This is a genomic window from Pseudomonas antarctica (assembly GCF_001647715.1).
GTDB classification, from domain to species: Bacteria; Pseudomonadota; Gammaproteobacteria; order Pseudomonadales; family Pseudomonadaceae; genus Aquipseudomonas; species Aquipseudomonas antarctica_A.
Genome location: NZ_CP015600.1, coordinates 1432021 through 1452696, shown reverse-complemented (window position 1 = coordinate 1452696; position 20676 = coordinate 1432021). Strand labels below are relative to the sequence as shown.

At 60.8% G+C, this 20676-nt stretch carries 18 protein-coding genes; 3 read left to right on the top strand and 15 right to left on the bottom strand.

The window, feature by feature from the left end; translation table 11 throughout:
* Nucleotides 1-75: 75 nt before the first annotated feature.
* The gene (ppc, locus tag A7J50_RS06440) at nt 76-2721 is read right to left on the bottom strand and encodes a phosphoenolpyruvate carboxylase (RefSeq protein WP_064451041.1); all 2646 of its coding nucleotides are present in this window, start codon (nt 2719-2721) and stop codon (nt 76-78) included.
* Between the two features lie 185 nt (nt 2722-2906).
* On the opposite strand from ppc, the gene A7J50_RS06435 reads away from it, so the two are divergent.
* The 3 genes from A7J50_RS06435 to A7J50_RS06425 all read left to right on the top strand — a co-directional run bounded on the left by A7J50_RS06435 (nt 2907) and on the right by A7J50_RS06425 (nt 4801).
* On the top strand, nt 2907-3251 hold the full coding sequence (locus A7J50_RS06435; protein WP_064451040.1) for a hypothetical protein: 345 nt from the start codon (nt 2907-2909) through the stop codon (nt 3249-3251).
* A gap of 283 nt (nt 3252-3534) precedes the next feature.
* Nucleotides 3535-3960, top strand: a complete 426-nt coding sequence (locus A7J50_RS06430; protein WP_064451039.1) for a DUF4398 domain-containing protein — start codon at nt 3535-3537, stop codon at nt 3958-3960.
* A 55-nt stretch (nt 3961-4015) separates the two neighbouring features.
* Nucleotides 4016-4801 (top strand): OmpA family protein, encoded by a 786-nt coding sequence (locus tag A7J50_RS06425; protein ID WP_053254704.1) that lies wholly within the window; start codon nt 4016-4018, stop codon nt 4799-4801.
* A 317-nt stretch (nt 4802-5118) separates the two neighbouring features.
* On the opposite strand, the gene A7J50_RS06420 is transcribed toward A7J50_RS06425, so the two are convergent.
* The 14 genes from A7J50_RS06420 to A7J50_RS06350 form a co-directional block, all read right to left on the bottom strand.
* Nucleotides 5119-5445, bottom strand: a complete 327-nt coding sequence (locus A7J50_RS06420; protein ID WP_064451038.1) for a hypothetical protein — start codon at nt 5443-5445, stop codon at nt 5119-5121.
* A complete protein-coding gene (locus A7J50_RS06415) occupies nt 5442-6347 on the bottom strand; it encodes an alpha/beta hydrolase (protein ID WP_064451037.1) in 906 nt (301 codons plus the stop codon). The genes A7J50_RS06420 and A7J50_RS06415 overlap by 4 nt, the downstream gene beginning before the upstream one ends.
* A gap of 82 nt (nt 6348-6429) precedes the next feature.
* The gene (locus A7J50_RS06410; RefSeq protein ID WP_064451036.1) at nt 6430-7707 is read right to left on the bottom strand and encodes a flavohemoglobin expression-modulating QEGLA motif protein; all 1278 of its coding nucleotides are present in this window, start codon (nt 7705-7707) and stop codon (nt 6430-6432) included.
* Between the two features lie 21 nt (nt 7708-7728).
* Nucleotides 7729-8289, bottom strand: a complete 561-nt coding sequence (locus A7J50_RS06405) for a hypothetical protein (protein ID WP_064451035.1) — start codon at nt 8287-8289, stop codon at nt 7729-7731.
* A gap of 148 nt (nt 8290-8437) precedes the next feature.
* Nucleotides 8438-9154, bottom strand: a complete 717-nt coding sequence (locus tag A7J50_RS06400; protein WP_064451034.1) for a TetR/AcrR family transcriptional regulator — start codon at nt 9152-9154, stop codon at nt 8438-8440.
* A 159-nt stretch (nt 9155-9313) separates the two neighbouring features.
* A complete protein-coding gene (lysS, locus tag A7J50_RS06395) occupies nt 9314-10816 on the bottom strand; it encodes a lysine--tRNA ligase (RefSeq protein WP_064451033.1) in 1503 nt (500 codons plus the stop codon).
* Between the two features lie 95 nt (nt 10817-10911).
* Nucleotides 10912-12007 (bottom strand): peptide chain release factor 2 gene (gene prfB / locus A7J50_RS06390; protein ID WP_096236834.1). Its coding sequence is split into 2 segments (ribosomal slippage): nt 10912-11934 and nt 11936-12007, totalling 1095 coding nucleotides; the frame shifts between segments, so codons are not numbered across the junction.
* Between the two features lie 235 nt (nt 12008-12242).
* Complete coding sequence (locus tag A7J50_RS06380) at nt 12243-13244, bottom strand: diguanylate cyclase (RefSeq protein WP_064451032.1); 1002 nt, start codon at nt 13242-13244, stop codon at nt 12243-12245.
* 49 nt (nt 13245-13293) lie between these two features.
* A complete protein-coding gene (locus A7J50_RS06375; RefSeq protein ID WP_064451031.1) occupies nt 13294-14304 on the bottom strand; it encodes a chemotaxis response regulator protein-glutamate methylesterase in 1011 nt (336 codons plus the stop codon).
* On the bottom strand, nt 14301-16580 hold the full coding sequence (locus A7J50_RS06370; protein WP_064451030.1) for a hybrid sensor histidine kinase/response regulator: 2280 nt from the start codon (nt 16578-16580) through the stop codon (nt 14301-14303). The genes A7J50_RS06375 and A7J50_RS06370 overlap by 4 nt, the downstream gene beginning before the upstream one ends.
* Entirely contained in the window at nt 16577-17278 is a 702-nt protein-coding gene (locus A7J50_RS06365) for a chemotaxis protein CheW (RefSeq protein ID WP_064451029.1), read from the bottom strand. The genes A7J50_RS06370 and A7J50_RS06365 overlap by 4 nt, the downstream gene beginning before the upstream one ends.
* Nucleotides 17275-18534: a CheR family methyltransferase gene (locus A7J50_RS06360; RefSeq protein ID WP_064451028.1), complete on the bottom strand. Its 1260-nt coding sequence runs from the start codon at nt 18532-18534 to the stop codon at nt 17275-17277. Before A7J50_RS06360 ends, A7J50_RS06365 begins: the two co-directional genes overlap by 4 nt.
* Complete coding sequence (locus tag A7J50_RS06355) at nt 18531-19043, bottom strand: chemotaxis protein CheW (protein WP_064451027.1); 513 nt, start codon at nt 19041-19043, stop codon at nt 18531-18533. The genes A7J50_RS06360 and A7J50_RS06355 overlap by 4 nt, the downstream gene beginning before the upstream one ends.
* Nucleotides 19043-20665: a methyl-accepting chemotaxis protein gene (locus A7J50_RS06350; protein ID WP_064451026.1), complete on the bottom strand. Its 1623-nt coding sequence runs from the start codon at nt 20663-20665 to the stop codon at nt 19043-19045. The genes A7J50_RS06355 and A7J50_RS06350 overlap by 1 nt, the downstream gene beginning before the upstream one ends.
* Between the last annotated feature and the right edge of the window lie 11 nt (nt 20666-20676).

The following is a 20676-nucleotide window of genomic DNA, read 5'->3' as shown; positions in this document are numbered from 1 at the left end:
CCATAAACGCCAACCGCCCCTTTCAGGGCGGCCGTCATTGTTTATCCGCAAGTCGTTGAGAACACGCAAGAAACCTTAACCGGTGTTGCGCAATCCGGCGGCAATACCCGCCACGGACACCAGCAGCGCCTGTTCCAGAGGGCTATCCTGCGCCGCCTCCTGCTGACGCGAGCGCGCCAGCAACTCGGCCTGCAACAGGTGCAGCGGGTCGAGGTAGGTGTTACGCAAACGGATAAACTCCAGGGTGTCCGGACTGTGGGCCAGCAGTTGCGACTGGCCAGTCAGGCCAAGGACCACACTGCACGCCTGCGACAATAGGTCGCGTAAGTGCGCACCCAATGGCAGAAGGTCAGGCTGCACCAGACGCTCGTCATATAAACGCGCTATGTCGGCATCGGCCTTGGCCAGCACCATTTCCAGCATATCGATGCGGGTGCGAAAGAACGGCCATTGCTCGCGCATCTGCCCCAGCAACTCGCCCTCGCCGCGCTCCAGCGCCTTGCTTAATGCAGCTTCCCAGCCAAGCCAGGCGGGTAGCATCAGGCGGGTTTGGGTCCAACCGAAAATCCACGGAATCGCCCGCAGGCTTTCGATACCGCCCGCACGCCGCTTGGCCGGGCGACTGCCCAACGGCAAACGGCCCAACTCCTGCTCCGGCGTGGACTGGCGGAAGTACTCGACGAACTGGGGATTTTCGCGCACGACGGCGCGGTAAGCGCTGACACCGTCTGCCGCCAATTCGTCCATCAAATGGCGCCAGGCCGGCTCGGGCGGCGGCGGTGGCAACAGCGTGGCTTCCAGCACCGCGGCCAGGTACAGATTGAGGTTCTGCTCGGCGATGTCCGGCAGGCCGAACTTGAAGCGGATCATTTCGCCTTGTTCGGTGGTGCGAAAACGCCCCGCTACCGAGCCCGGCGGTTGCGACAGGATCGCCGCGTGAGCTGGCCCACCACCCCGGCCAACAGTGCCGCCACGACCGTGGAACAACAGTAATTCCACCTGCTGCTCACGGCAGATATCCACCAAACGTTCCTGCGCCCGGTACTGCGCCCAGGCGGCAGCCGTGGTGCCGGCGTCCTTGGCTGAGTCCGAGTAGCCGATCATCACTTCCTGCGGCCCATGCAAGCGCGCGCGATAGCCCGGCAATTGCAGCAGACACTCCATCACCGGCCCGGCGTTATCCAGGTCGGCCAGGGTTTCGAACAGCGGGACCACGCGCATCGGTCGTTGTACGCCCGACTCTTTAAGCAGCAGTTGCACCGCCAGCACGTCCGAGGCGGCGCCCGCCATCGAGATCACATACGAGCCGAGAGACGCGGCCGGTGCGGCGGCGATTTCCTTGCAGGTATTCAACACTTCGGCGGTGTCCGCCGACGGTTTGAAATAGCCCGGCAGCAGCGGTCGACGATTGCTCAGCTCCTTGGTCAGGAAGCTGATACGCGCCTCTTCATCCCAGTCTTCATAGCGACCGAGGCCCAGGTAATCGGTGATTTCGGTCATCGCCGCCGAGTGGCGACTGGAATCCTGGCGCACATCCAGCCGCACCAGGAACAAGCCGAAGGTCACGGCGCGGCGCAGGCAATCGAGCAGCGGGCCATCAGCGATTACACCCATGCCGCACTCGTGAAGCGACTGGTAGCACAGCTCCAGCGGGTCGAGCAGGTCGCGGTTGTTCTGCAGTACCTCGGCGGGTGCCGGGGTGTTGGCGGTCAATGCGGTGTGCGCCCATTGCCGCGTGGCACGCAGACGTTCACGCAATTGCTTGAGCAAGGCGCGATACGGCTCGACGCTATCGCCGACCTTGGCTTGCAACGCCGGGCTGGCCTGTTGCATCGACAGCTCGGACGCCAGGTGATCGATATCACGCAAATACAAATCCGCCGCCATCCAGCGCGCCAGCAACAGCACTTCGCGGGTGACCGGCGCGGTGACATTCGGGTTGCCATCACGGTCCCCGCCCATCCACGAGGCAAACCGAATCGGCGCGGCCTCCAGTGGCAAGTGCAGGCCGGTGGCCGCGTGCAAGGCGTGGTCAGCCTTGCGCAAATAATTCGGGATGGCCTGCCACAACGAATGCTCAATCACCGCAAAGCCCCACTTGGCTTCATCCACCGGGGTGGGCCGCACGCGGCGGATTTCTTCGGTGTGCCAGGCTTCGGCGATCAACCGCTGCAACCGTTCGCGGATCTGCTCGCGCTCGGCCGTGGTGAGATCGCGGTGATCCTGCAGCGCCAGTTGCGCGGCGATCGCATCGTATTTCTGGATCAGGGTGCGGCGCGCCACTTCAGTCGGGTGGGCGGTGAGGACCAATTCAATCTCCAACCGCGCCAACTGGCGGGCCAGGGATTCGTTGCTGTGACCTTCGCTTTGCAGGCGGGCCAGCAGCTCCGGCAATACACGGGACTCGAACGGTGCCGGTTGCGACTCATCGCGCCGGTGGATCAACTGGTACTGCTCGGCGATGTTGGCCAGGTTGAGGAACTGGTTAAAGGCTCGCGCCACGGGCAACAGTTCGCTTTCCTGCAGTTGGTTCAAGCTGGCGCTGAGTTCCTCGCCGGCGGTTTGCTCGGATACGCTGCCACGGCGGTCGGCCTTGGCGCCTTTACGGATCTGCTCGATCTTGTCGAGGAAATCATCGCCGTATTGCTCTCGAATGGTGTTGCCCAACAGTTCACCCAGCAGGTGAACATCCTCACGCAAGCGTGCATCGATATCACTCATCAGCCAATCTCCAGCCAGAAATCCGGGACGCGCAGGCCTTCCAGAGTGCCGCTCGCATCGGTTTCTGACAAGACACTTTAAACCTTGCCGGTTACAGCTAGTCTCAACAGTGAGTCGTCGCGTTTATCCACGCAGGCGGCTGGACACTCATCACCGCCTGCCATCGCGGGCTTATTGAGGTTGCCATGAAAATTCGAGAACTGGCCCAGCATTGGGAAGAGACCGCCAAGGGTCGCCTGACCAAAACCGAGTACGCGATCCATCTGGACATGGAGTCCGCCGCCCGGCTGGCCGCCATTGCCGAGATGTACCCCAAGCGCCACCCCGAAGAACTGCTCGGTGAGCTGATCGGCGCCGCCCTTGAAGAGCTGGAAGCCAGCTTTCCCTACATCAAGGGCCAGCACGTGGTCGCCACCGATGAAGAGGGGGACCCGCTGTACGAAGACGTCGGCCCTACTCCACGCTTTCTCACGCTGTCGCGGCGCTATCTGCATGATTTATCAGCCGGCGCGGACGAACAGAAGCACTGATAAACATCCGTTAAACCCATCCAACCCCAGGTATTCCGGGCCTCACAGAGGCTCGGCGTACCTTCGCGCGCAGCAAAAGTTCAAACTTTTAAACGCTGACCAAACAGTCAGATATTTTTTTAGGCAAATCGCCATCTTCTCTGAACTTTTGAAAAAAGCATCAGGTCACAGCCAGTAAGCCATCACTTGGAACGGCCGTTTGAAAAGGCACTACGAGCTTTACCGCCGGGGCCTCGACCGCTGACCAACGAAGTGGATTTTGATGTTTTTGAGGAGTTATCCAATGGAGTTGAAGACGATGAAGACCAGCACTGCCAAATCCTCGTTTAACCACCTGCGCGGGCTTAAATTGGCCGCGCTGGCAATCGGCACCAGCTTCGTACTGGCGGGCTGCGCCGGTAACCCACCGACCGAGCAATACGCCGTGACCCAATCTGCGGTGAACAGCGCCGTCAGCGCCGGTGGCACCGAGTACGCCGCCGTAGAAATGAAGTCGGCTCAGGACAAGCTCAAAGAAGCTGAAATCGCCATGCACGACAAAAACTACGACAAGGCCCGTCAACTGGCCGAACAAGCCGAGTGGGACGCCCGCGTCGCTGAGCGTAAAGCCCAGGCTGCCAAGGCAGACCAGGCTGTGAAGGACTCCCAGAAGGCTGTTCAGGAGCTGCGTCAGGAAGGCATGCGCCCGGCTGTTATCAAACAGCAATAAGCCGCCGCCACTGATTGCATTGCACCCGATATCGAATTGAAAGGACGACACGACTATGCGTAAACAACTGATGATCCCTGCCCTGCTGGCGATGAGCGTTGCTCTGGCGGCCTGCTCCACCCCGCCAAACGCGAACCTGGAAAACGCACGGACCAACTTCTCGGCCCTGCAAGCCAACCCGAATGCCACCAAGGTAGCGGCGCTGGAAACCAAGGACGCTCAGGATTGGCTGGACAAGGCTGACAAGGCCTACCGTGACAAGGAAGACCAGAAGAAAGTCGACCAACTGGCCTACCTGACCAACCAGCGCGTTGAAGTGGCGAAAGACACCATCGCACTGCGCCAGTCCGAAGCCCAGCTGAAAAACGCCGGTGACGAACGTGCCCGCGCCCTGCTGCAAGCCCGTGACGCGCAGATCAAGCAACTGCAAGACAGCTTGAACGCCAAGCAGACTGATCGCGGCACCCTGGTGACGTTCGGTGACGTGCTGTTCGCCACCAACAAGTCCGACCTGAAATCCAGCGGCCTGGTGAACATCACCAAGCTGGCGCAGTTCCTGCGTGATAACCCGGACCGTAAAGTGATCGTCGAAGGCTACACCGACAGCACCGGCTCCGACTCGTACAACCAGAGCCTGTCCGAGCGTCGTGCGGCCTCTGTACAGCGTGCACTGGCTCAACAGGGCGTGGATATCTCGCGCATCGTGACCCAGGGTTACGGCAAGGAATACCCGGTTGCCGACAACGGCAGCGTCTCGGGCCGTGCCATGAACCGCCGCGTTGAAGTGACCATCTCCAACGACAACCAGCCAGTGAAGCCACGTTCGTCGATGGCGAACTGATTGATTGAAGCTGGATAAAAAAACCCACCTTACGGTGGGTTTTTTTTGGACTATCCGAAGGTGATGGGGCCCTCCGAATCGTCCGCATGCGTTACCTTTTTTGCGTCATAGGTGTTCTCCGACAGCCGCTCCATCAGTTGCCTGAGCGTATGGGCCTGTGCATCTTGCCGCGTCAGCGACTCATGCCCACGGGCCATGTCCAGCATGTTGCGTATTGCACCAATATTTATGACCACCTTGCCCGCCCCGTTTGCGTAAGTTACATCGCCTTCTGTGGCGTGTGACGCAAGACGGTTCCAGATATTTCCGTGATGGGGCTATTCCTGCAGTTGCGGAGTTTCCTGCCCCATGCAACGCACCGCTTGTTTCTTGTTGTTGACCAGCACGCCACTCAAGCCTTTCTGCTCGGTATCGAACATCACCAGCACGCCATCAACGCATTGCGCCACTTGTGCGGCCGGGGTCAGGGAAATTTTATAGTCCTCGCCCGGTACGGTCTTGAGCAGGGTGAAGTCGCTGAGCAGCAATGCATCTTCCGGCTTGGCGAAGTGCAGGTAGCCGTAGAACCACAGGCAACCGACGGTACCGATGATGGTGCCGATACCGGTGAGGATCAGCGGGATCATATTGCGTTCTTCGCTCATTGCGGGCTCTCTGATGAGTCAACTTTAGGAACAGGATAATTCGGAATTTCACCCAGGCGGCGCAGGCCGTTGAAGTGCTGCGGGTCGTCCAGATAACGCAGCATCACGGTTTGCCAGGTCTTGTCGGCAAAGGTCTGCACATGGCCACCGCGGGTCAACTGCAACACCCTGGGCGGCGGCGCGGCCTGATACAGGCGAATGCCGTTGGCCACCGGCACAATCGGATCATCCAGGCTATGGAACAGCAGTTTCGGTACGCCGGTCAGTTGGGGCATGGTGTTGATCGCACTGTCGGCGTCCGGCACCAGCCAGGACAGAGGCACCTGAAACGGCCATGTTAACCAGGACGTGCTGAGGGCGAATTGTCCTACGTCACGATAACTGGCAGGCACGCCGTCCAGCACCAGCGCCTTGAGTTTGGGCTGACGCTCCGGGTGCGCCGCCAGGTAATGCACCGCCAGCGCGCCTCCCAGGCTTTGGCCTAACACAATCAGCGGTTGGCCCTGGGTTTCGGGGGCCTTGTCGAGCCACTTAAACGCTGCATCGATGTCTTGATAGATCGCCGGCAACGACGGCTTGCCTTGCGACAGCCCATAACCGCGATAGTCCAGCAGCAGCACTTGATAGCCCTGCTCCGGCAACCACCAACTGCCGCCCAGGTGCCAGGCGAGGTTGCCGCCGTTGCCGTGCAAGTGCAGCACCGTGCCTTTGACGGGCACCCCGGGTTTGGCCGGCAGCCACCAGGCATGAAGCTTCACGCCATCGGCGGTGGTCAGGGTGACATCGCGGTATTGCAGGTGGGCTTTTTCCGGCGTGAACGGCAGCCCGGGCTCAGGGTAGAACAGCAGCGAGCTGCAGCCGTTCAATGTGAATAGCAGGCAAAGAATGCCGAGGATTCTCATCCGTTGAAGCCTCGCGATTTGGCCGCGATCTGCAGCCTTGTGGAGATCCAAATTTTTTAATCGGTTTCGTCAGTTAAATTGCCTAAAGGATATTCGAGTAATCCGCTTCGATCCGATCCAGGCTCAAGTGGTTGAGGAAGTTGGAGAAACACATCCACGCCGCCAGTGCGTTCATGTCGCGAAACTGCTCGGGCAGGTACTTGGGCGGCACCACCAGGCCTTCATCGACCAGTTGGCGCAAGGTACGCATGTCTTCCAGCGTGGTCTTGCCGCAGAACAACAGCGGCACTTGTTCCAGCTTGCCTTTGCGCACGGCCAGCTGAATGTAGTTATAGACCATGATAAAGCCCTTGAGATAGGACAAATCCTTGGTAAACGGCAGGCCGGTCGGCGTCGAGCCACGGAACACCCGGCTGGCGTTGCCGTAGCTTTCGGCCATTTCAAAACCTTGCTCGCGGAAGAATTCGAACACCTGCAGGAAGTCAGCGCCCTCCTCCACCATATGGATGGCGCGGGTGCGGTTGGTCAGTTTGCGCAGGCGGCTGGGGTAGGACGCGAAGGTGATGATTTCCATCAGAATCGCCAGGCCTTCCTGGGTTACGGTGGAAGACGGCGGCCCCTTGGACAGGAACGTGCAGATCGGCTGATTTTGGCCATTGAGCGTGGTGCCGACGTGCACCAGGCCTTCATGCACTTCCAGCGCGCGCACATCACGTTCGTTGAACATCGCGTCGGCGCGGATCTTGATGTAGTCGGCGCCGGCCGCCGCGTCGGCGACGATCCCGTCGGACTCGAACACGCGAATGGTTTCTTCCGCCTCGCCAAATACCTTGTTCAGGCGGGTTTGCAACATCGCCACGGCATCTTTGGCGGTGAGGGTCTTGGCCTCGTCCTTGAGGTCGCCACGGCCGTCGATGTTATTGAGGTAGTCGGAGAGCATCAGGCCGAGGTCAGCCAGGGTCGGGTCGCCGGCGTGGAAGGCATCGGAGGCGGCGCCGTAGAGTTCCTGGGAGATCAGGCCGAAGTCCTCGGTGCCGCGCGCTTCGAGCATGCGCACCACCATGCGGTACTCCTTGCACATCCGCCGCATGATCTGCCCGACCGGGTTGAATTGGCCAAGCTGGCGGGTGATGTCGCGCTCGATGTTCTGGAACTCAAGCTTGACCGCGCTGGAGTCGAACGACAGCGGCCGGTTCAGGTAATAATCGCGGTCCACGGCGGGCAAAGCCTTGCCCTTGGCCTTGAGGAATCCCTGGCGAATGTTCTCGTCCCACTTCACGGCGTCGAGCACGCGAATCGGTGTTTGCGCCAGCACTATGCGATCGGACAAGGTGCGTATCGTCTGCTGGTAATCGTCCACCCGGTGCTTCCTCTTTAAACGTTATTTGCCCGCACGCTGGTAGCGCACGGCTTCAACGAACACATCGGCATTGGCCGGGTTATCCAGGTAGGCAAACACCTGGTCCAGCGGGCTGTCCACCAACACGCCGGCGCCTTCGACGGTGTCCACAGTGCTGCCGTGTAAAGCCTGCTGGCCTATGGCTTGATGGATTTGCTCGAGGTCGAGGTTGTAGACCACCAATTCAGGCTTTTCGTCGCTTTCGCCTTCAAAATCGAAGCCAGCCAAAATGAAGTGCCCGCCGAGTTTGTCCGGCAACGGCGCCGACAAATACCAACGGTTGCCATGGCGCGAAACCGTAAACAGATACTCATCGCGCTGGCCCGGCTTGGCTTTAGGGTAGCTCACCGCTTTGTAACGATGCTTACCGACGCGGGTAATCTTCAGGTTGAGCGGCTCGCCCCAGGCATTTTTGCTCGACCAGTGGCCGAGCAAGGCATCCGGTGCTGCTTCTTTGGCTGGCAGCGGGTCCTTGAACGTCACCAGGCAACCGCTGAGCAACAGGAACGACAAGGCGATTAGTGCGACACGCCAGGCTTTCATCAAATACCCCACTGAATGGTTTGCATGGCACCTACCGATGTGGGAGTTGGCTTGCCTGCGATACAGGCAACACGGTCATTCAAGCACACACCGCGGTGATGCTATCGCAGGCAAGCCAGCTCCCACATAAAGCAGATCCCACATTTAGCTAGACCGAGGCCAACACCAAATGCATGTAACGCTTGAGAATCTCAAGCATCTCTTCACCGGTCAGAGGCTCTGGGCCGCCAAGCAGGCCCTGATATTCCATCCGACCGATTATCGCCGTCAACACTTTGGCATCCTGTTGCGGCTCACGGGAACCCAATACCTGGAAAAACTGCCCGGTGCCCTGCAACAGAATCTGCTGATGAGAACGCACCAGTTCCGCCAGACGCGGGTTAAGCAAGGCTTCCTGGCGAAAGGCCTGTTCGGCCATCAGGTGTTCACGGCGGTTGTTCAGTTGGCGCATGACGTAATCAGCGGTCAGCTTTGCAATGTCATCGGCCAGTTGCGAGCGTGACGCCTGGCTGCCATCGCCATAGGCGACCATCTCGCGCAGCAGGCCTTCGTTGCGCACCCACAGTTTGCCCATGAAGGCCGCGCTGCGCTCGACGTACTGGGCGAAGGTATCGGTGAGCAAGTCATCGATGTCCTTGAAGTAGTAGGTGGTGGCCGACAATGGCACGCCGGCTTCCGACGCCACCGCGCGATGGCGCACGGCCCGCACGCCGTCACGCACGACGATGCGCATGGCCGCATCGAGAATGTCTTGCCTGCGTTGCTCGCTGCCCCGGCGACTGGCCTTGCGGCCTTGGTACTGGACGCTTTCAGCCACGGCAGCAGCAATGCCGGCGGCACCTTCTTGAGCCATTACGCGGTTCACGGCAGATCTTCCTTTAAAAGGTGACGCGGAGCGTCACGGGCAGCATTCCCAAGCAGACGGGTCGTCGTGGGAACGAACACCTGGCGCCGTTCTATTGACGGCTAAATACACCCCATAAAAAAGCCGCCTTATAAAAGGCGGCTTCGGATTTCGCTAGGGTTACGCTTGTGGCCGCATGTGCGGGAACAAGATCACGTCGCGGATCGACGGCGAGTTGGTCAACAACATCACCAACCGGTCGATACCGATACCTTCACCGGCAGTCGGTGGCATGCCGTACTCCAGCGCGCGGACGAAGTCGGCGTCGTAGTGCATGGCTTCGTCGTCGCCGGCGTCCTTGTCGGCCACCTGCGCCATGAAGCGCTCGGCCTGGTCTTCCGCGTCGTTAAGCTCGGAGTAGGCGTTGGCGATTTCGCGGCCGCCGATGAACAGCTCGAAACGGTCGGTAACGTTCGGGTTGTCGTCGTTGCGACGGGCCAGCGGCGACACTTCGAACGGGTACTGGGTAATAAAGTGCGGCTGCTCCAGCTTGTGCTCCACCAGTTCTTCGAAAATCATCACCTGCAGTTTGCCCAGGCCTTCAAAGCCCAGCACCTTGGCGCCGGCTTTCTTGGCGATGGCGCGGGCCTTGTCGATGTCGGTCAGGTCGTCAGCGGTCAACTCTGGGTTGTACTTGAGGATCGAGTCGAACACCGAGAGGCGTACAAACGGCTCGCCGAAGTGGAACACCTTGTCGCCGTAAGGCACGTCGGTGCTGCCCAGCACCAGCTGTGCCAGTTCGCGGAACAGTTCTTCGGTCAGGTCCATGTTGTCTTCGTAGTCGGCGTACGCCTGGTAGAACTCCAACATGGTGAATTCAGGGTTGTGACGCGTCGAAACGCCTTCGTTACGGAAGTTGCGGTTGATCTCGAAGACTTTTTCGAAGCCGCCGACAACAAGGCGCTTGAGGTAAAGCTCAGGCGCGATACGCAGGAACATTTCCAGGTCCAGCGCGTTGTGGTGGGTTTCGAACGGTTTGGCTGCGGCACCACCCGGGATGGTTTGCAGCATCGGGGTTTCCACTTCCAGGAAGTCACGTTGCATCAGGAAGCTGCGGATGTGGGCGATGACCTGCGAACGCACGCGGAAGGTCTGGCGCACGTCTTCGTTGACGATCAGGTCAACGTAGCGCTGGCGATAGCGCTGCTCGGTATCGGTCAGGCCGTGGTGCTTGTCCGGCAGAGGGCGCAGCGACTTGGTCAACAGGCGCACACTGGTCATCTCAACGTACAGGTCGCCCTTGCCGGAACGGGCCAGGGTGCCTTCGGCCGCGATGATGTCGCCCATGTCCCAGGTTTTCACCGAGGCCAGGGTTTCTTCCGAAAGGGTCTTGCGGTTGACGTAGACCTGAATACGCCCGGTCATGTCCTGGATCACCATGAACGAGCCACGGTTGAGCATGATGCGACCTGCCACCTTGACCGGGATCGCCGCTTCCGCCAGCTCTTCCTTGGTCTTGTCCGCGTATTGCTTCTGCAAGGCATCGCAGTAGTTGTCGCGGCGGAAGTCGTTGGGGAAGGCGTTACCCTTGGCGCGCTCGGCAGCAAGCTTTTCCTTGCGCAGGGCGATCAGGGAGTTTTCTTCCTGTTGCAGGGCTTGCGGGTCGAGTTGTTGGTCGCTCATGTCTTTTGAAATTCCATCACAGGTACGTTTTCCCCAGCCTTCGGCAGGGGATCGCCGGGCAAGGACTAAGTGTCCCCCCGGCTCCTACAGTCTTTTTACAGGCCTGATTTCAGGCTGGCTTCCAGGTATTCGTCGATATCGCCGTCGAGCACCTTGTCGCAGTCGCTGCGTTCGATGTTAGTGCGCAGATCCTTGATCCGCGACGCATCGAGCACATAAGAACGGATCTGGTGACCCCAGCCGATATCCGACTTGGTGTCTTCCAGCGCCTGCGAAGCCGCGTTGCGCTTCTGCATTTCCTGCTCGTACAACTTGGCCCGCAGCATTTTCATGGCGGTGTCCTTGTTCGCGTGCTGGGAACGTTCGTTCTGGCAGCTGACCACGGTGTTGGTCGGTACGTGGGTAATACGTACGGCCGAGTCGGTGGTGTTTACGTGCTGACCACCGGCGCCGGAGGAGCGGTAGGTGTCGATTCGCAGGTCGGCCGGGTTGATCTCGATTTCCACTTTGTCGTCGATCTCTGGGGAGACGAACACCGCGGAGAACGAAGTGTGGCGACGGTTGCCGGAGTCGAACGGGCTCTTGCGCACCAGGCGATGCACGCCAATCTCGGTACGCAGCCAGCCAAAGGCGTATTCACCCTTGATGTGCACGGTCGCGCCTTTGATACCGGCGACTTCACCGGCTGACAGCTCCATGATGGTTGCGTCGAAACCGCGCTTGTCAGCCCAGCGCAGGTACATGCGCAGCAGGATGTTGGCCCAGTCCTGGGCCTCGGTGCCGCCGGAACCGGCCTGGATATCCAGGTAGGCGTTGTTCGGGTCCATTTCGTGGCTGAACATGCGGCGGAATTCAAGCTTGGCGAGGTTTTCCTCGAGACGGGCCAGCTCGGCGACGACATCGCCCACTGCGCCTTCGTCGTTTTCTTCGACGGCCATGTCCAGCAGGTCACGGCAATCGCCCAGACCGGTGTTCAATTCGTCGAGGGTGTCGACGATCTGCGCCAGCGCAGCGCGCTCGCGGCCCAGTTCCTGGGCGTATTCAGGTTTGTTCCAGACAGCCGGATCTTCAAGCTCGCGATTGACTTCGGTCAGACGCTCATGCTTTTGATCGTAGTCAAAGATACCCCCGAATAGTTTCGGAGCGCTCGGACAGGTCCTTGATGGTGTTAAGGATCGGGTTGATTTCCATGGCGGGCAGCACTCGTTGGCGAACTTTTGAAAGCCGACGAGTATAACGACAAAGAGACGCGAACGGCAGCCCGCTTGGCGAAAAGGCGGGTCTGCATCCGATCTCAAGAACAATGAAGATCCAAATGTGGGAGCGGGCTTGCTCGCGAATGCGGTGGGTCAGTCACTGATTCATTACCTGACATACCGCATTCGCGAGCAAGCCCGCTCCCACAAGGGATTAGCGTTGTACCGAATTATTCGATACCCACCTGGTTACGCCCATTATGCTTGGCCGTATACAAACCCTTGTCCGCTGCCATGATCAGCAGCCGGCAATCGCTGCTCTGCTGCGGGGTCATGGTCGACAGGCCGATGCTGATGGTCAGGCTCGAGCCTTCAGCTGGTGCAATATGCGGGATTTTCAGCGCGGCTACTGCCATGCGCAGCTTTTCCGCCACCAGGCGCGCACCACCCGGCGAGGTGTTCGGCAACACCAGGGCGAACTCTTCACCCCCGTAACGCGCCGGCAGGTCCGAAGGACGGCTACTGGCTTCACGGATGGCGGCGGCGACTTTGCGCAGGGCTTCGTCACCTTCAACATGGCCAAAGCTGTCGTTGAAGGTCTTGAAGAAGTCGACGTCGATCATCAGCAGTGACAGCTGAGTCTGGTCACGCATGGCGCGGCGCCATTCCAATTCCAGGTATTCGTCAAAGTGGCGGCGGTTGGACAGCCCGGTCAGACCGTCGGAGTTCATCAACCGTTGCAGCACCAGATTGGTGTCCAGCAACTGCTGCTGGCTGACCCGCAGCGCACGGTAGGCCGCATCCCGCTGCAACAACGTCATGTAGGAGCGCGAGTGATAGCGAATGCGCGCCACCAGCTCGATATTGTCCGGCAGCTTGACCAGGTAATCATTGGCCCCGGCCGAGAACGCCGCGCTTTTGATCAACGGCTCTTCCTTGGTCGAGAGCACGATGATCGGAATGTTCGCCGTGGCCGGGTGGTTGCGGTATTCGCGCACCAGCGTCAGGCCGTCGAGGCCCGGCATGACCAGGTCTTGCAGAATGACGGTTGGCTTAATGCGGATGGCCTGGGCAATCGCCTGATGCGGATCGGCGCAAAAGTGGAAATCGATGTTTTCTTCATGGGCGAGCCCACGCCGCACCGCTTCGCCGATCATGGCCTGGTCGTCGACCAGCAACACCATGGCAGCATTTTCGTCGGTCTTGATGTCGTCGATCTGTAAATCACTCATGTGCAGTCACCTGAATTACTACCTGCAAGCCAGCAGCGGGAGATACTGATCATTTTGCAAATACCTCCAGCAATCGGGGTGCAATTCTATCCAGTGGGCGAATTTCAACAGCAGCATCAATCGCCGCCGCCGCTTTGGGCATGCCATACACCGCCGAGCTTTGTTGATCCTGGGCGATGGTCAAATATCCTTGTTCACGCAACAACTTGAGCCCCTGGGCGCCGTCGCGGCCCATGCCGGTGAGTAATACGCCGACGGCATCGCCGTTCCAGTGGCTGGCGACGCTCTCGAAAAACACGTCGATGGACGGCCGGTAGATCTCGTTCACCGGCTCTGCGGTATAGGCTAACGTGCCATTTTTCAACAGGCGAATGTGGTGATTGGTGCCGGCCAGCAACACCGTTCCAGCTTGTGGCGGCTCGCCTTCACGGGCCAGGCGCACCGGCAGCCCGGAGGCGCTGCTCAGCCACTCCGCCATGCCGGCGGCAAACACCTGGTCCACATGCTGCACCAGCACGATGGCCGCCGGAAAGTCTCGGGGCAAACCCTTGAGCAGGATTTCCAGGGCAGCCGGCCCGCCTGCCGACGACCCGATCGCCACCAGGCTGCGGCGTTTGCCGGTGGAGCGCTGGGGCGCGGTTTCGGCGCGTACGCGGCTGCCACTCTGGCCGACCAGCCAGCCAATGTTGAGGATCTTGCGCAGCAAAGGCGCCGCCGCATCCTTGGGATTGCCCACGCCCAGCGCCGGTGTATCCACCACGTCCAGCGCGCCATGGCCCATGGCTTCAAACACTCGGCTGACATTGGCCTGACGGTCCACGGTGACGATCAAGATCGGGCACGGGGTTTCGGCCATGATCTGCCGCGTGGCTTCTACGCCGTCCATCACCGGCATGATCAAGTCCATCAGGATCAGGTCCGGCGTCAGTTCGGCGCAACGCTGTACGGCTTCAAGGCCATTGTTGGCCACCCACACCACTTGGTGCGCGGGTTCAAGACTCAAGGCGCGCCGCAAGGCTTCCAACGCCAGGGGCATGTCATTGACGATCGCGATCCTCATGCCCGGGCGCCTCCAATCAGTTCCATCACGGCGTCCAGCAAGGCGTCGTCATGGAAACTGGCTTTAGCTAGATAATAGTCGGCGCCGGCGTCCAGTCCACGACGCCGGTCTTCTTCGCGATCCTTGTACGAGACCACCATCACCGGCAACGATTGCAGGCGACTATCACGGCGCAAGAGTGTGACCAATTCGATCCCGTCCATACGAGGCATATCAATGTCAGTGATCAGCAAGTCGAAGTCTTCGGAACGCAGCGCGTTCCAGCCGTCCATGCCATCGACCGCTACGGCCACTTCATAACCACGATTAAGTAATAATTTGCGTTGCAGCTCTCGCACAGTGAGCGAGTCGTCCACCACCAGCACCCGTTTACGCGGTGCTTCGGCAGCCTGTTGGCTGCGCCGGGCGATACGTTCCAGGCGGCCGGTGTTGAGCAATTTATCCACCGAACGCAGCATGTCTTCGACGTCGACGATCAACACCACCGAGCCGTCATCCAGCAAGGCCCCGGCGGAGATGTCCTGGACTTTGCCCAGGCGATCATCCAGCGGCAACACCACCAGGGTGCGCTCGCCGATAAAGCGTTCCACCGCAATGCCATACACCGCATCGCGCTCGCGGATCACCACTACCTTCAAGGTTTCTTCATTACTCTGCCCCGGCGGGCGCTGCAACAACTGGCTGGCGGCAACCAGGCCGACATGCCGGCCTTCGTGCCAGAAATGCTGACGGCCTTCCAGTTGCACGATGTCATCGGGCGCCAGGTCGCACATGCGTTCGATGTGGGCCAGTGGGAATGCGTAGGCTTCTTCACCGACCTCCACCACCAGGCTGCGCACCACCGACAGAGTCAACGGCACCTCCAGATGGAAGCGACTGCCCTGCCCCGCCGTCTGCTCCAGCACCACCGCGCCGCGCAGTTGGCGAACCATATGCTGCACCGCGTCCAGGCCGACGCCACGCCCGGATACTTCGGTGACCTTGTCGCGCAGGCTGAACCCTGGCAGGAACAGGAACGTCAGCAGTTCCTCTTCGCTCAAGCGCAGGGCAGTTTCCAAAGGTGACAGGTGCCGGTCGACGATGGTGCCGCGCAGGCGCTCAAGGTCGACGCCATTGCCGTCGTCACTCAGCTCCAGCACCAGCAGGCCCGCCTGGTGGGAGGCTCGCAGGCGAATCAAGCCTTCAGCAGGTTTACCGGCGAGCATGCGCTGCTCGGGCATTTCGATACCGTGGTCGACAGCATTGCGCAGCAAGTGGGTGAGCGGCGCTTCGAGCTTTTCCAGCACGTCGCGGTCGACCTGGGTCTTTTCGCCCTCGATCTCCAGGCGCACCTGCTTGCCCAGGCTGCGGCCAAGGTCGCGGACCATGCGCACCTGCCCGGCGAGTACATCGGCAAACGGCCGCATGCGGCAGGCCAACGCCGTGTCGTAAAGCACCTGGGCGCGCTGCCCGGCCTGCCAGCCGAACTCATCCAGCTCGGCAGTTTTTTCCGCCAGCAGGGCCTGGGCTTCGCTTAAAAGACGGCGGGTGTCGGCCAGGGCCTCCTGAGCTTCAAGGCTTAAATCCAGAGCCTTGAGTTGGCCATCCAGCGTGTCCAACGCACGCACACTGTTGCTTTGAATGCGTTTGAGGCGCTGCATGCTGGCCAGGTAAGGCTTGAGTCGTTGGGTTTCCACCAGCGATTTGCTGGACAGGTCCAACAGGCTGTTCAAGCGCTCGGCGGTCACCCGCAGCACGCGCTCGCCGCCTTCGGTCATGGGTTTGTTCTGGCGCGGCGCAGAAGGCGTGGCCGACGCCGCAGGCTCGAGCTCCGGTGGCAGCTCTTCGAGGATAGGCGCGGGTGCCGGCTTGGGCGTTGGCGCAGGTTCAACCCTGGCAATCGGCTGCGACGGATCGAGCAGGCGCTCCATCAGGGCCACATAGGCCTCGATATCTGCGGGGCCCACGTCGTTGCCGGGCGTGGCGATACGCATCAGCAGATCGGTACCTTGCAGTAACGCATCGATATGTTCGGGTTGCAGGTACAGGCGGTTTTCCTGGGCGCTGACCAGGCAATCCTCCATGACGTGAGCCACGCTGACCCCGGCGTCCACGCCGACAATCCGCGCGGCGCCCTTGAGCGAATGCGCGGCGCGCATGCAGGCTTCCAGCTGATCGGCCTGGGTCGGGTTGCGCTCCAGGGCCAGCAAACCGGCGTTCAATACCTGGGTCTGCGCATCGGCTTCCAGGCTGAACAGTTCCAGCAGCGAGGCATCGCGCATCTGGTCGGGGGTCATGTGAGGCTCCGGGTCACGGCGGACAGCAATTGCGCCTCATCCAGCCACCGCAGGCTGCGGCCTTTCCACTGCAGCACACCCTGGGTGAAACGCGCACTGGCCTGGGTGCCGGAGGCCGACGCCGCCTTCAAGGTACGTTCGTCGATGGCATGAATGCCGTCGACTTCATCCACCGGCACCACCACCGGGCCGTCCTGTGCGGCAATAATCAACATGCGCGGCATGATACGCCCGCCGGTTGCACCATGGCTGGTGGGGTCCAGCCCCAGCAACTCCACCAGCGATAAACACGCCACCAGCGCGCCGCGTACATTGGCCACACCGAGCAATGCGCGGGAACGCTGATGTGGCAGCGAATGTATCGCTTGCAGCGGCGCCACCTCCACCAGGCAACGGGTTGCAATACCCAGCCATTCTTCGCCGAGGCGGAACATCAACAGGGATCGAGTGACGACATCACTCGCGACTTCAACGACCGCCTGCGGGCGTTGGTCCTCCTGCTGCAAGGCGTAACGGTCGAGCAAACGCGTGGCGGCGGCGGAGTACACCGAGCAGTTGCGGCAGTGGATATGCTCGGCCAGCAACGGGCAGGACTTGTCGCCATGGATGCCGATACGGTTCCAGCAGTCGTCGATGGCCTGGGTGTCGGCCAGGGTCAGGTCCAGGCCTGCGGTATTGAGTGCGTCAGGGCTACTCATCGTTTGGACTCACTGTCAGCTCGCTCGCTACGGGCGGCACGCGCCTGCAACCGGCGCGCCCCCGCGCTGTCGCCCTGGGACTCGAGCAACGCGGCCAGGTGCATCAGGGCCTGCGGGTGCTGCGGTTCCAGGTACAAGGCTTTTCGATAATACCCCTGGGCTTCCAGGGCGCTGCCGGCCACATCGCTGAGCAGCCCCAGCCAGTAAAACACTTGGGCGGCCGGCGGATGGTTACTCAAATACTGTTCACAGGCGGCGCGCGCTTCAACGCTTTTACCTTCGTTGGCCAGGGTAGCGATCCGGCTGAGCAAGTCGCCGGTATCAGTGTGTGGCGCCTTGATCGGCACCACCTGAGCACTCACCGTGCTGAACGGTCGCGGCTTGGGTGGAATCGGCGCTGCGCTGCGCTGTGGCACCGGCGCAGGCATCGGTACGAAGACCGGCTCAGGCTTGACCGGCTCGACATGCCGGCTGAACGCAAAGGATTGCGGTACGCCTATCGAGCGCATGCCATGGCGCCCCAGCAGGCTGCCTTCGGCCGGGCCGATAAACAGCACGCCGTCCACGTGGGTCAGGGCCTTGAGCACGTCGAACACTTGCTTCTGGGTCGGCTGGTCAAAGTAGATCAGCAGGTTGCGACAGAACACAAAATCGTAGCTCGGCTCATTGGCCAGCAGCGCAGGGTCGAGCAGGTTGCCGACTTGCAGGCGGACTTGTTCACGCACCCGGTCGGCGATGCGATAACCGTCGACCTCTTCCGTGAAATGGCGCTCACGAAACTCGATATCGCTGCCGCGAAAAGAATTCTTGCCATACACCCCACGTTTGGCGCGCTCCACCGACAGCGGGCTGACATCCATGCCCTGCACCTTGAATTGGTGCGGCGCAAGCCCGGCATCCAGTAACGCCATGGCAATCGAATACGGCTCTTCGCCGGTGGAACACGGCAAGCTGAGAATGCGCAGGGCACGCATGTGCTTGATCTCGGCCAGGCGTGCCTTGGCCAAGCGGGCCAGGGTGGCAAAGGATTCGGGGTAACGGAAAAACCAGGTCTCGGGGACGATCACCGCTTCGATCAGCGCCTGCTGCTCATCATGGGAGCTTTGCAGGTGCTGCCAGTAAGCCTCGGCGGTCTGCGCCTGCACGGCCTGGCTACGTTGACGCACCGCGCGCTCGATAATCGCCTCACCCACCGAGGCGACATCCAGGCCAATGCGCTCCTTCAAGAAGGCAAAGAACCGCGGGTCGTTGCTCATAGGCTCAGCTCGGCGGAAAACAGCAAGGTGCGCACAGGCTCGGTGAGCAGTTCGTTGACGCCAATCCACTGCATCAAGCCCAAGGCATCTTCACGCACCAGCCCCAGATAAGGCGCCTCGCGGTTGTCCAGCCCATAAGGCTGGAACTCCTCAAGCCCGCAACGCAGGGTGTCGGTGGCTTGTTCGAGGATCAGCCCCAGCCAGCGCGCCTGGACCCACGGCTGCGGCTGGTAATTGACCAGCACCAGGCGCGTGCTGGTGCGGGCCTTTGCCGGCGTACCGAAGGTCAAGGCACACAGATCGATGACAGGCACCAACGCCCCACGATGAGCAAAGATCCCCGCCACCCACAGCGGCGCGTGGGCAATCGGTTTGAGCGGCAGGCGTGGCAGCACCTCGGCCACTTCCGTGGCCCTCAGCGCGTAGCGTTCACCGCCGATGTGGAACACCAGGAACAACGCTTTTTTCGCTGCCGGGACGGCACCGCGTTTAGCCGCGAGGTCGCTCATCAGACTTTGAAACGCGAGACGCCGCTGCGCAGACCGACCGCAACCTGGCTCAGTTCATCAATGGCAAAGCTGGCCTGGCGCAGGGACTCCACGGTCTGGCTGCTGGCATCGCCCAATTGCACCAGCGCGTGATTAATTTGCTCGGCACCGGTGGCCTGGGCCTGCATGCCTTCGTTGACCATCAACACCCGCGGCGCCAGGGCCTGCACCTGATGGATGATCTGCGACAGTTGCTCGCCCACTTGCTGCACTTCGAACATCCCGCGCCGGACTTCTTCGGAGAACTTGTCCATGCCCATCACGCCCGCCGACACTGCCGACTGGATCTCGCGCACCATCTGCTCGATGTCATAAGTAGCCACGGCGGTCTGGTCGGCCAGGCGCCGCACTTCAGTGGCCACCACGGCAAAACCGCGACCGTATTCACCGGCCTTCTCGGCCTCGATGGCGGCATTGAGCGACAGCAGGTTGGTCTGGTCGGCCACCTTGACGATGGTCACCACCACCTGGTTGATGTTGCCGGCCTTCTCATTGAGGATCGCCAGCTTGGCGTTGACCAGGTCGGCGGCGCCCATCACCGAATGCATGGTTTCTTCCATGCGCGCCAGGCCTTGCTGGCCGGAACCGGCGGCGACCGATGCCTGGTCGGCGGCTGTCGAAACTTCGGTCATGGTGCGGACCAGGTCCTTGGACGTGGCGGCGATCTCGCGTGAAGTCGCGCCGATCTCGGTGGTAGTTGCCGCTGTTTCGGTGGCGGTGGCCTGTTGCTGCTTGGAGGTCGCGGCGATCTCGGTGACCGAGGTGGTCACCTGTACCGACGAACGCTGCGCCTGGGACACCAGGGCCGTCAGCTCGGTCATCATGTCGTTGAAGCCGGTTTCCACGGCGCCGAATTCGTCCTTGCGATCCAGGTTCAGGCGTTTGCTCAGGTCGCCGTCGCGCATGGTGCCCAGGATCGCCACGATGCGTTGCATCGGCGCCATGATCGCGCGCATCAACAGCAGGCCACACAGGCCGGCGGCGAGGATGGCCAAGAGCAACGACACGAGCATGCTGACCTTGGCGGCTGCTACCGCGTCATCAATGGCAGTGGTCGCACGGTCGGCGACATCTTTGTTTTCGGTGATGATGTCGTTGAGTTTCAATCGCCCTGCTGTCCATGCAGGCGTCAGGTTGGTATTGAACTCTTTGCGCGCGGCGACCAGATCATTGCGCGCCAGGCTCTCGAGCACCGTGGCCAGGCTCTTGTTGTAGGCCTGGTGCAGGGATTCGAATTTATTGAACTCGGCCTGGTCATCGCGACCGTTGATGGTTTGCTGGTAGTTGGCCATCTGTGTCTGGATGCGCCCTTCGAAGGCTTTGAAGTCAGCCTTGTCGGCGTCGGTCAGGCCCTTGTCGTCACGCAGACCAAGCAACGCCAAGGTTTGCAGGTAACTGTCGACCCACGCGCTGCGGATCATCGAACTGAGATAAACCCCCGGCACTGCGTCATCACGGACCGCAGTCTCGCCAGCCTCAATCTTCAACAACCGTGAATAAGAGACCACAACCATTAACAACATGATGGCGATAATGACCGCAAAGCTAGCCAAGATCCGTTGGCGCAAGGTCCAGTTCTTCACAGTAATTCCTC

Bases quoted from the DNA above. Each gene is read 5' to 3' on its own strand.
- ppc (WP_064451041.1), bottom strand. From the start codon at position 2,721: ATGAGTGATATCGATGCACGCTTGCGTGAGGATGTTCACCTGCTGGGT.
- A7J50_RS06435 (WP_064451040.1), top strand. From the start codon at position 2,907: ATGAAAATTCGAGAACTGGCCCAGCATTGGGAAGAGACCGCCAAGGGT.
- A7J50_RS06430 (WP_064451039.1), top strand. From the start codon at position 3,535: ATGGAGTTGAAGACGATGAAGACCAGCACTGCCAAATCCTCGTTTAAC.
- A7J50_RS06425 (WP_053254704.1), top strand. From the start codon at position 4,016: ATGCGTAAACAACTGATGATCCCTGCCCTGCTGGCGATGAGCGTTGCT.
- A7J50_RS06420 (WP_064451038.1), bottom strand. From the start codon at position 5,445: ATGAGCGAAGAACGCAATATGATCCCGCTGATCCTCACCGGTATCGGC.
- A7J50_RS06415 (WP_064451037.1), bottom strand. From the start codon at position 6,347: ATGAGAATCCTCGGCATTCTTTGCCTGCTATTCACATTGAACGGCTGC.
- A7J50_RS06405 (WP_064451035.1), bottom strand. From the start codon at position 8,289: ATGAAAGCCTGGCGTGTCGCACTAATCGCCTTGTCGTTCCTGTTGCTC.
- lysS (WP_064451033.1), bottom strand. From the start codon at position 10,816: ATGAGCGACCAACAACTCGACCCGCAAGCCCTGCAACAGGAAGAAAAC.
- A7J50_RS06380 (WP_064451032.1), bottom strand. From the start codon at position 13,244: ATGAGTGATTTACAGATCGACGACATCAAGACCGACGAAAATGCTGCC.
- A7J50_RS06375 (WP_064451031.1), bottom strand. From the start codon at position 14,304: ATGAGGATCGCGATCGTCAATGACATGCCCCTGGCGTTGGAAGCCTTG.
- A7J50_RS06370 (WP_064451030.1), bottom strand. From the start codon at position 16,580: ATGACCCCCGACCAGATGCGCGATGCCTCGCTGCTGGAACTGTTCAGC.
- A7J50_RS06365 (WP_064451029.1), bottom strand. From the start codon at position 17,278: ATGAGTAGCCCTGACGCACTCAATACCGCAGGCCTGGACCTGACCCTG.
- A7J50_RS06360 (WP_064451028.1), bottom strand. From the start codon at position 18,534: ATGAGCAACGACCCGCGGTTCTTTGCCTTCTTGAAGGAGCGCATTGGC.
- A7J50_RS06355 (WP_064451027.1), bottom strand. From the start codon at position 19,043: ATGAGCGACCTCGCGGCTAAACGCGGTGCCGTCCCGGCAGCGAAAAAA.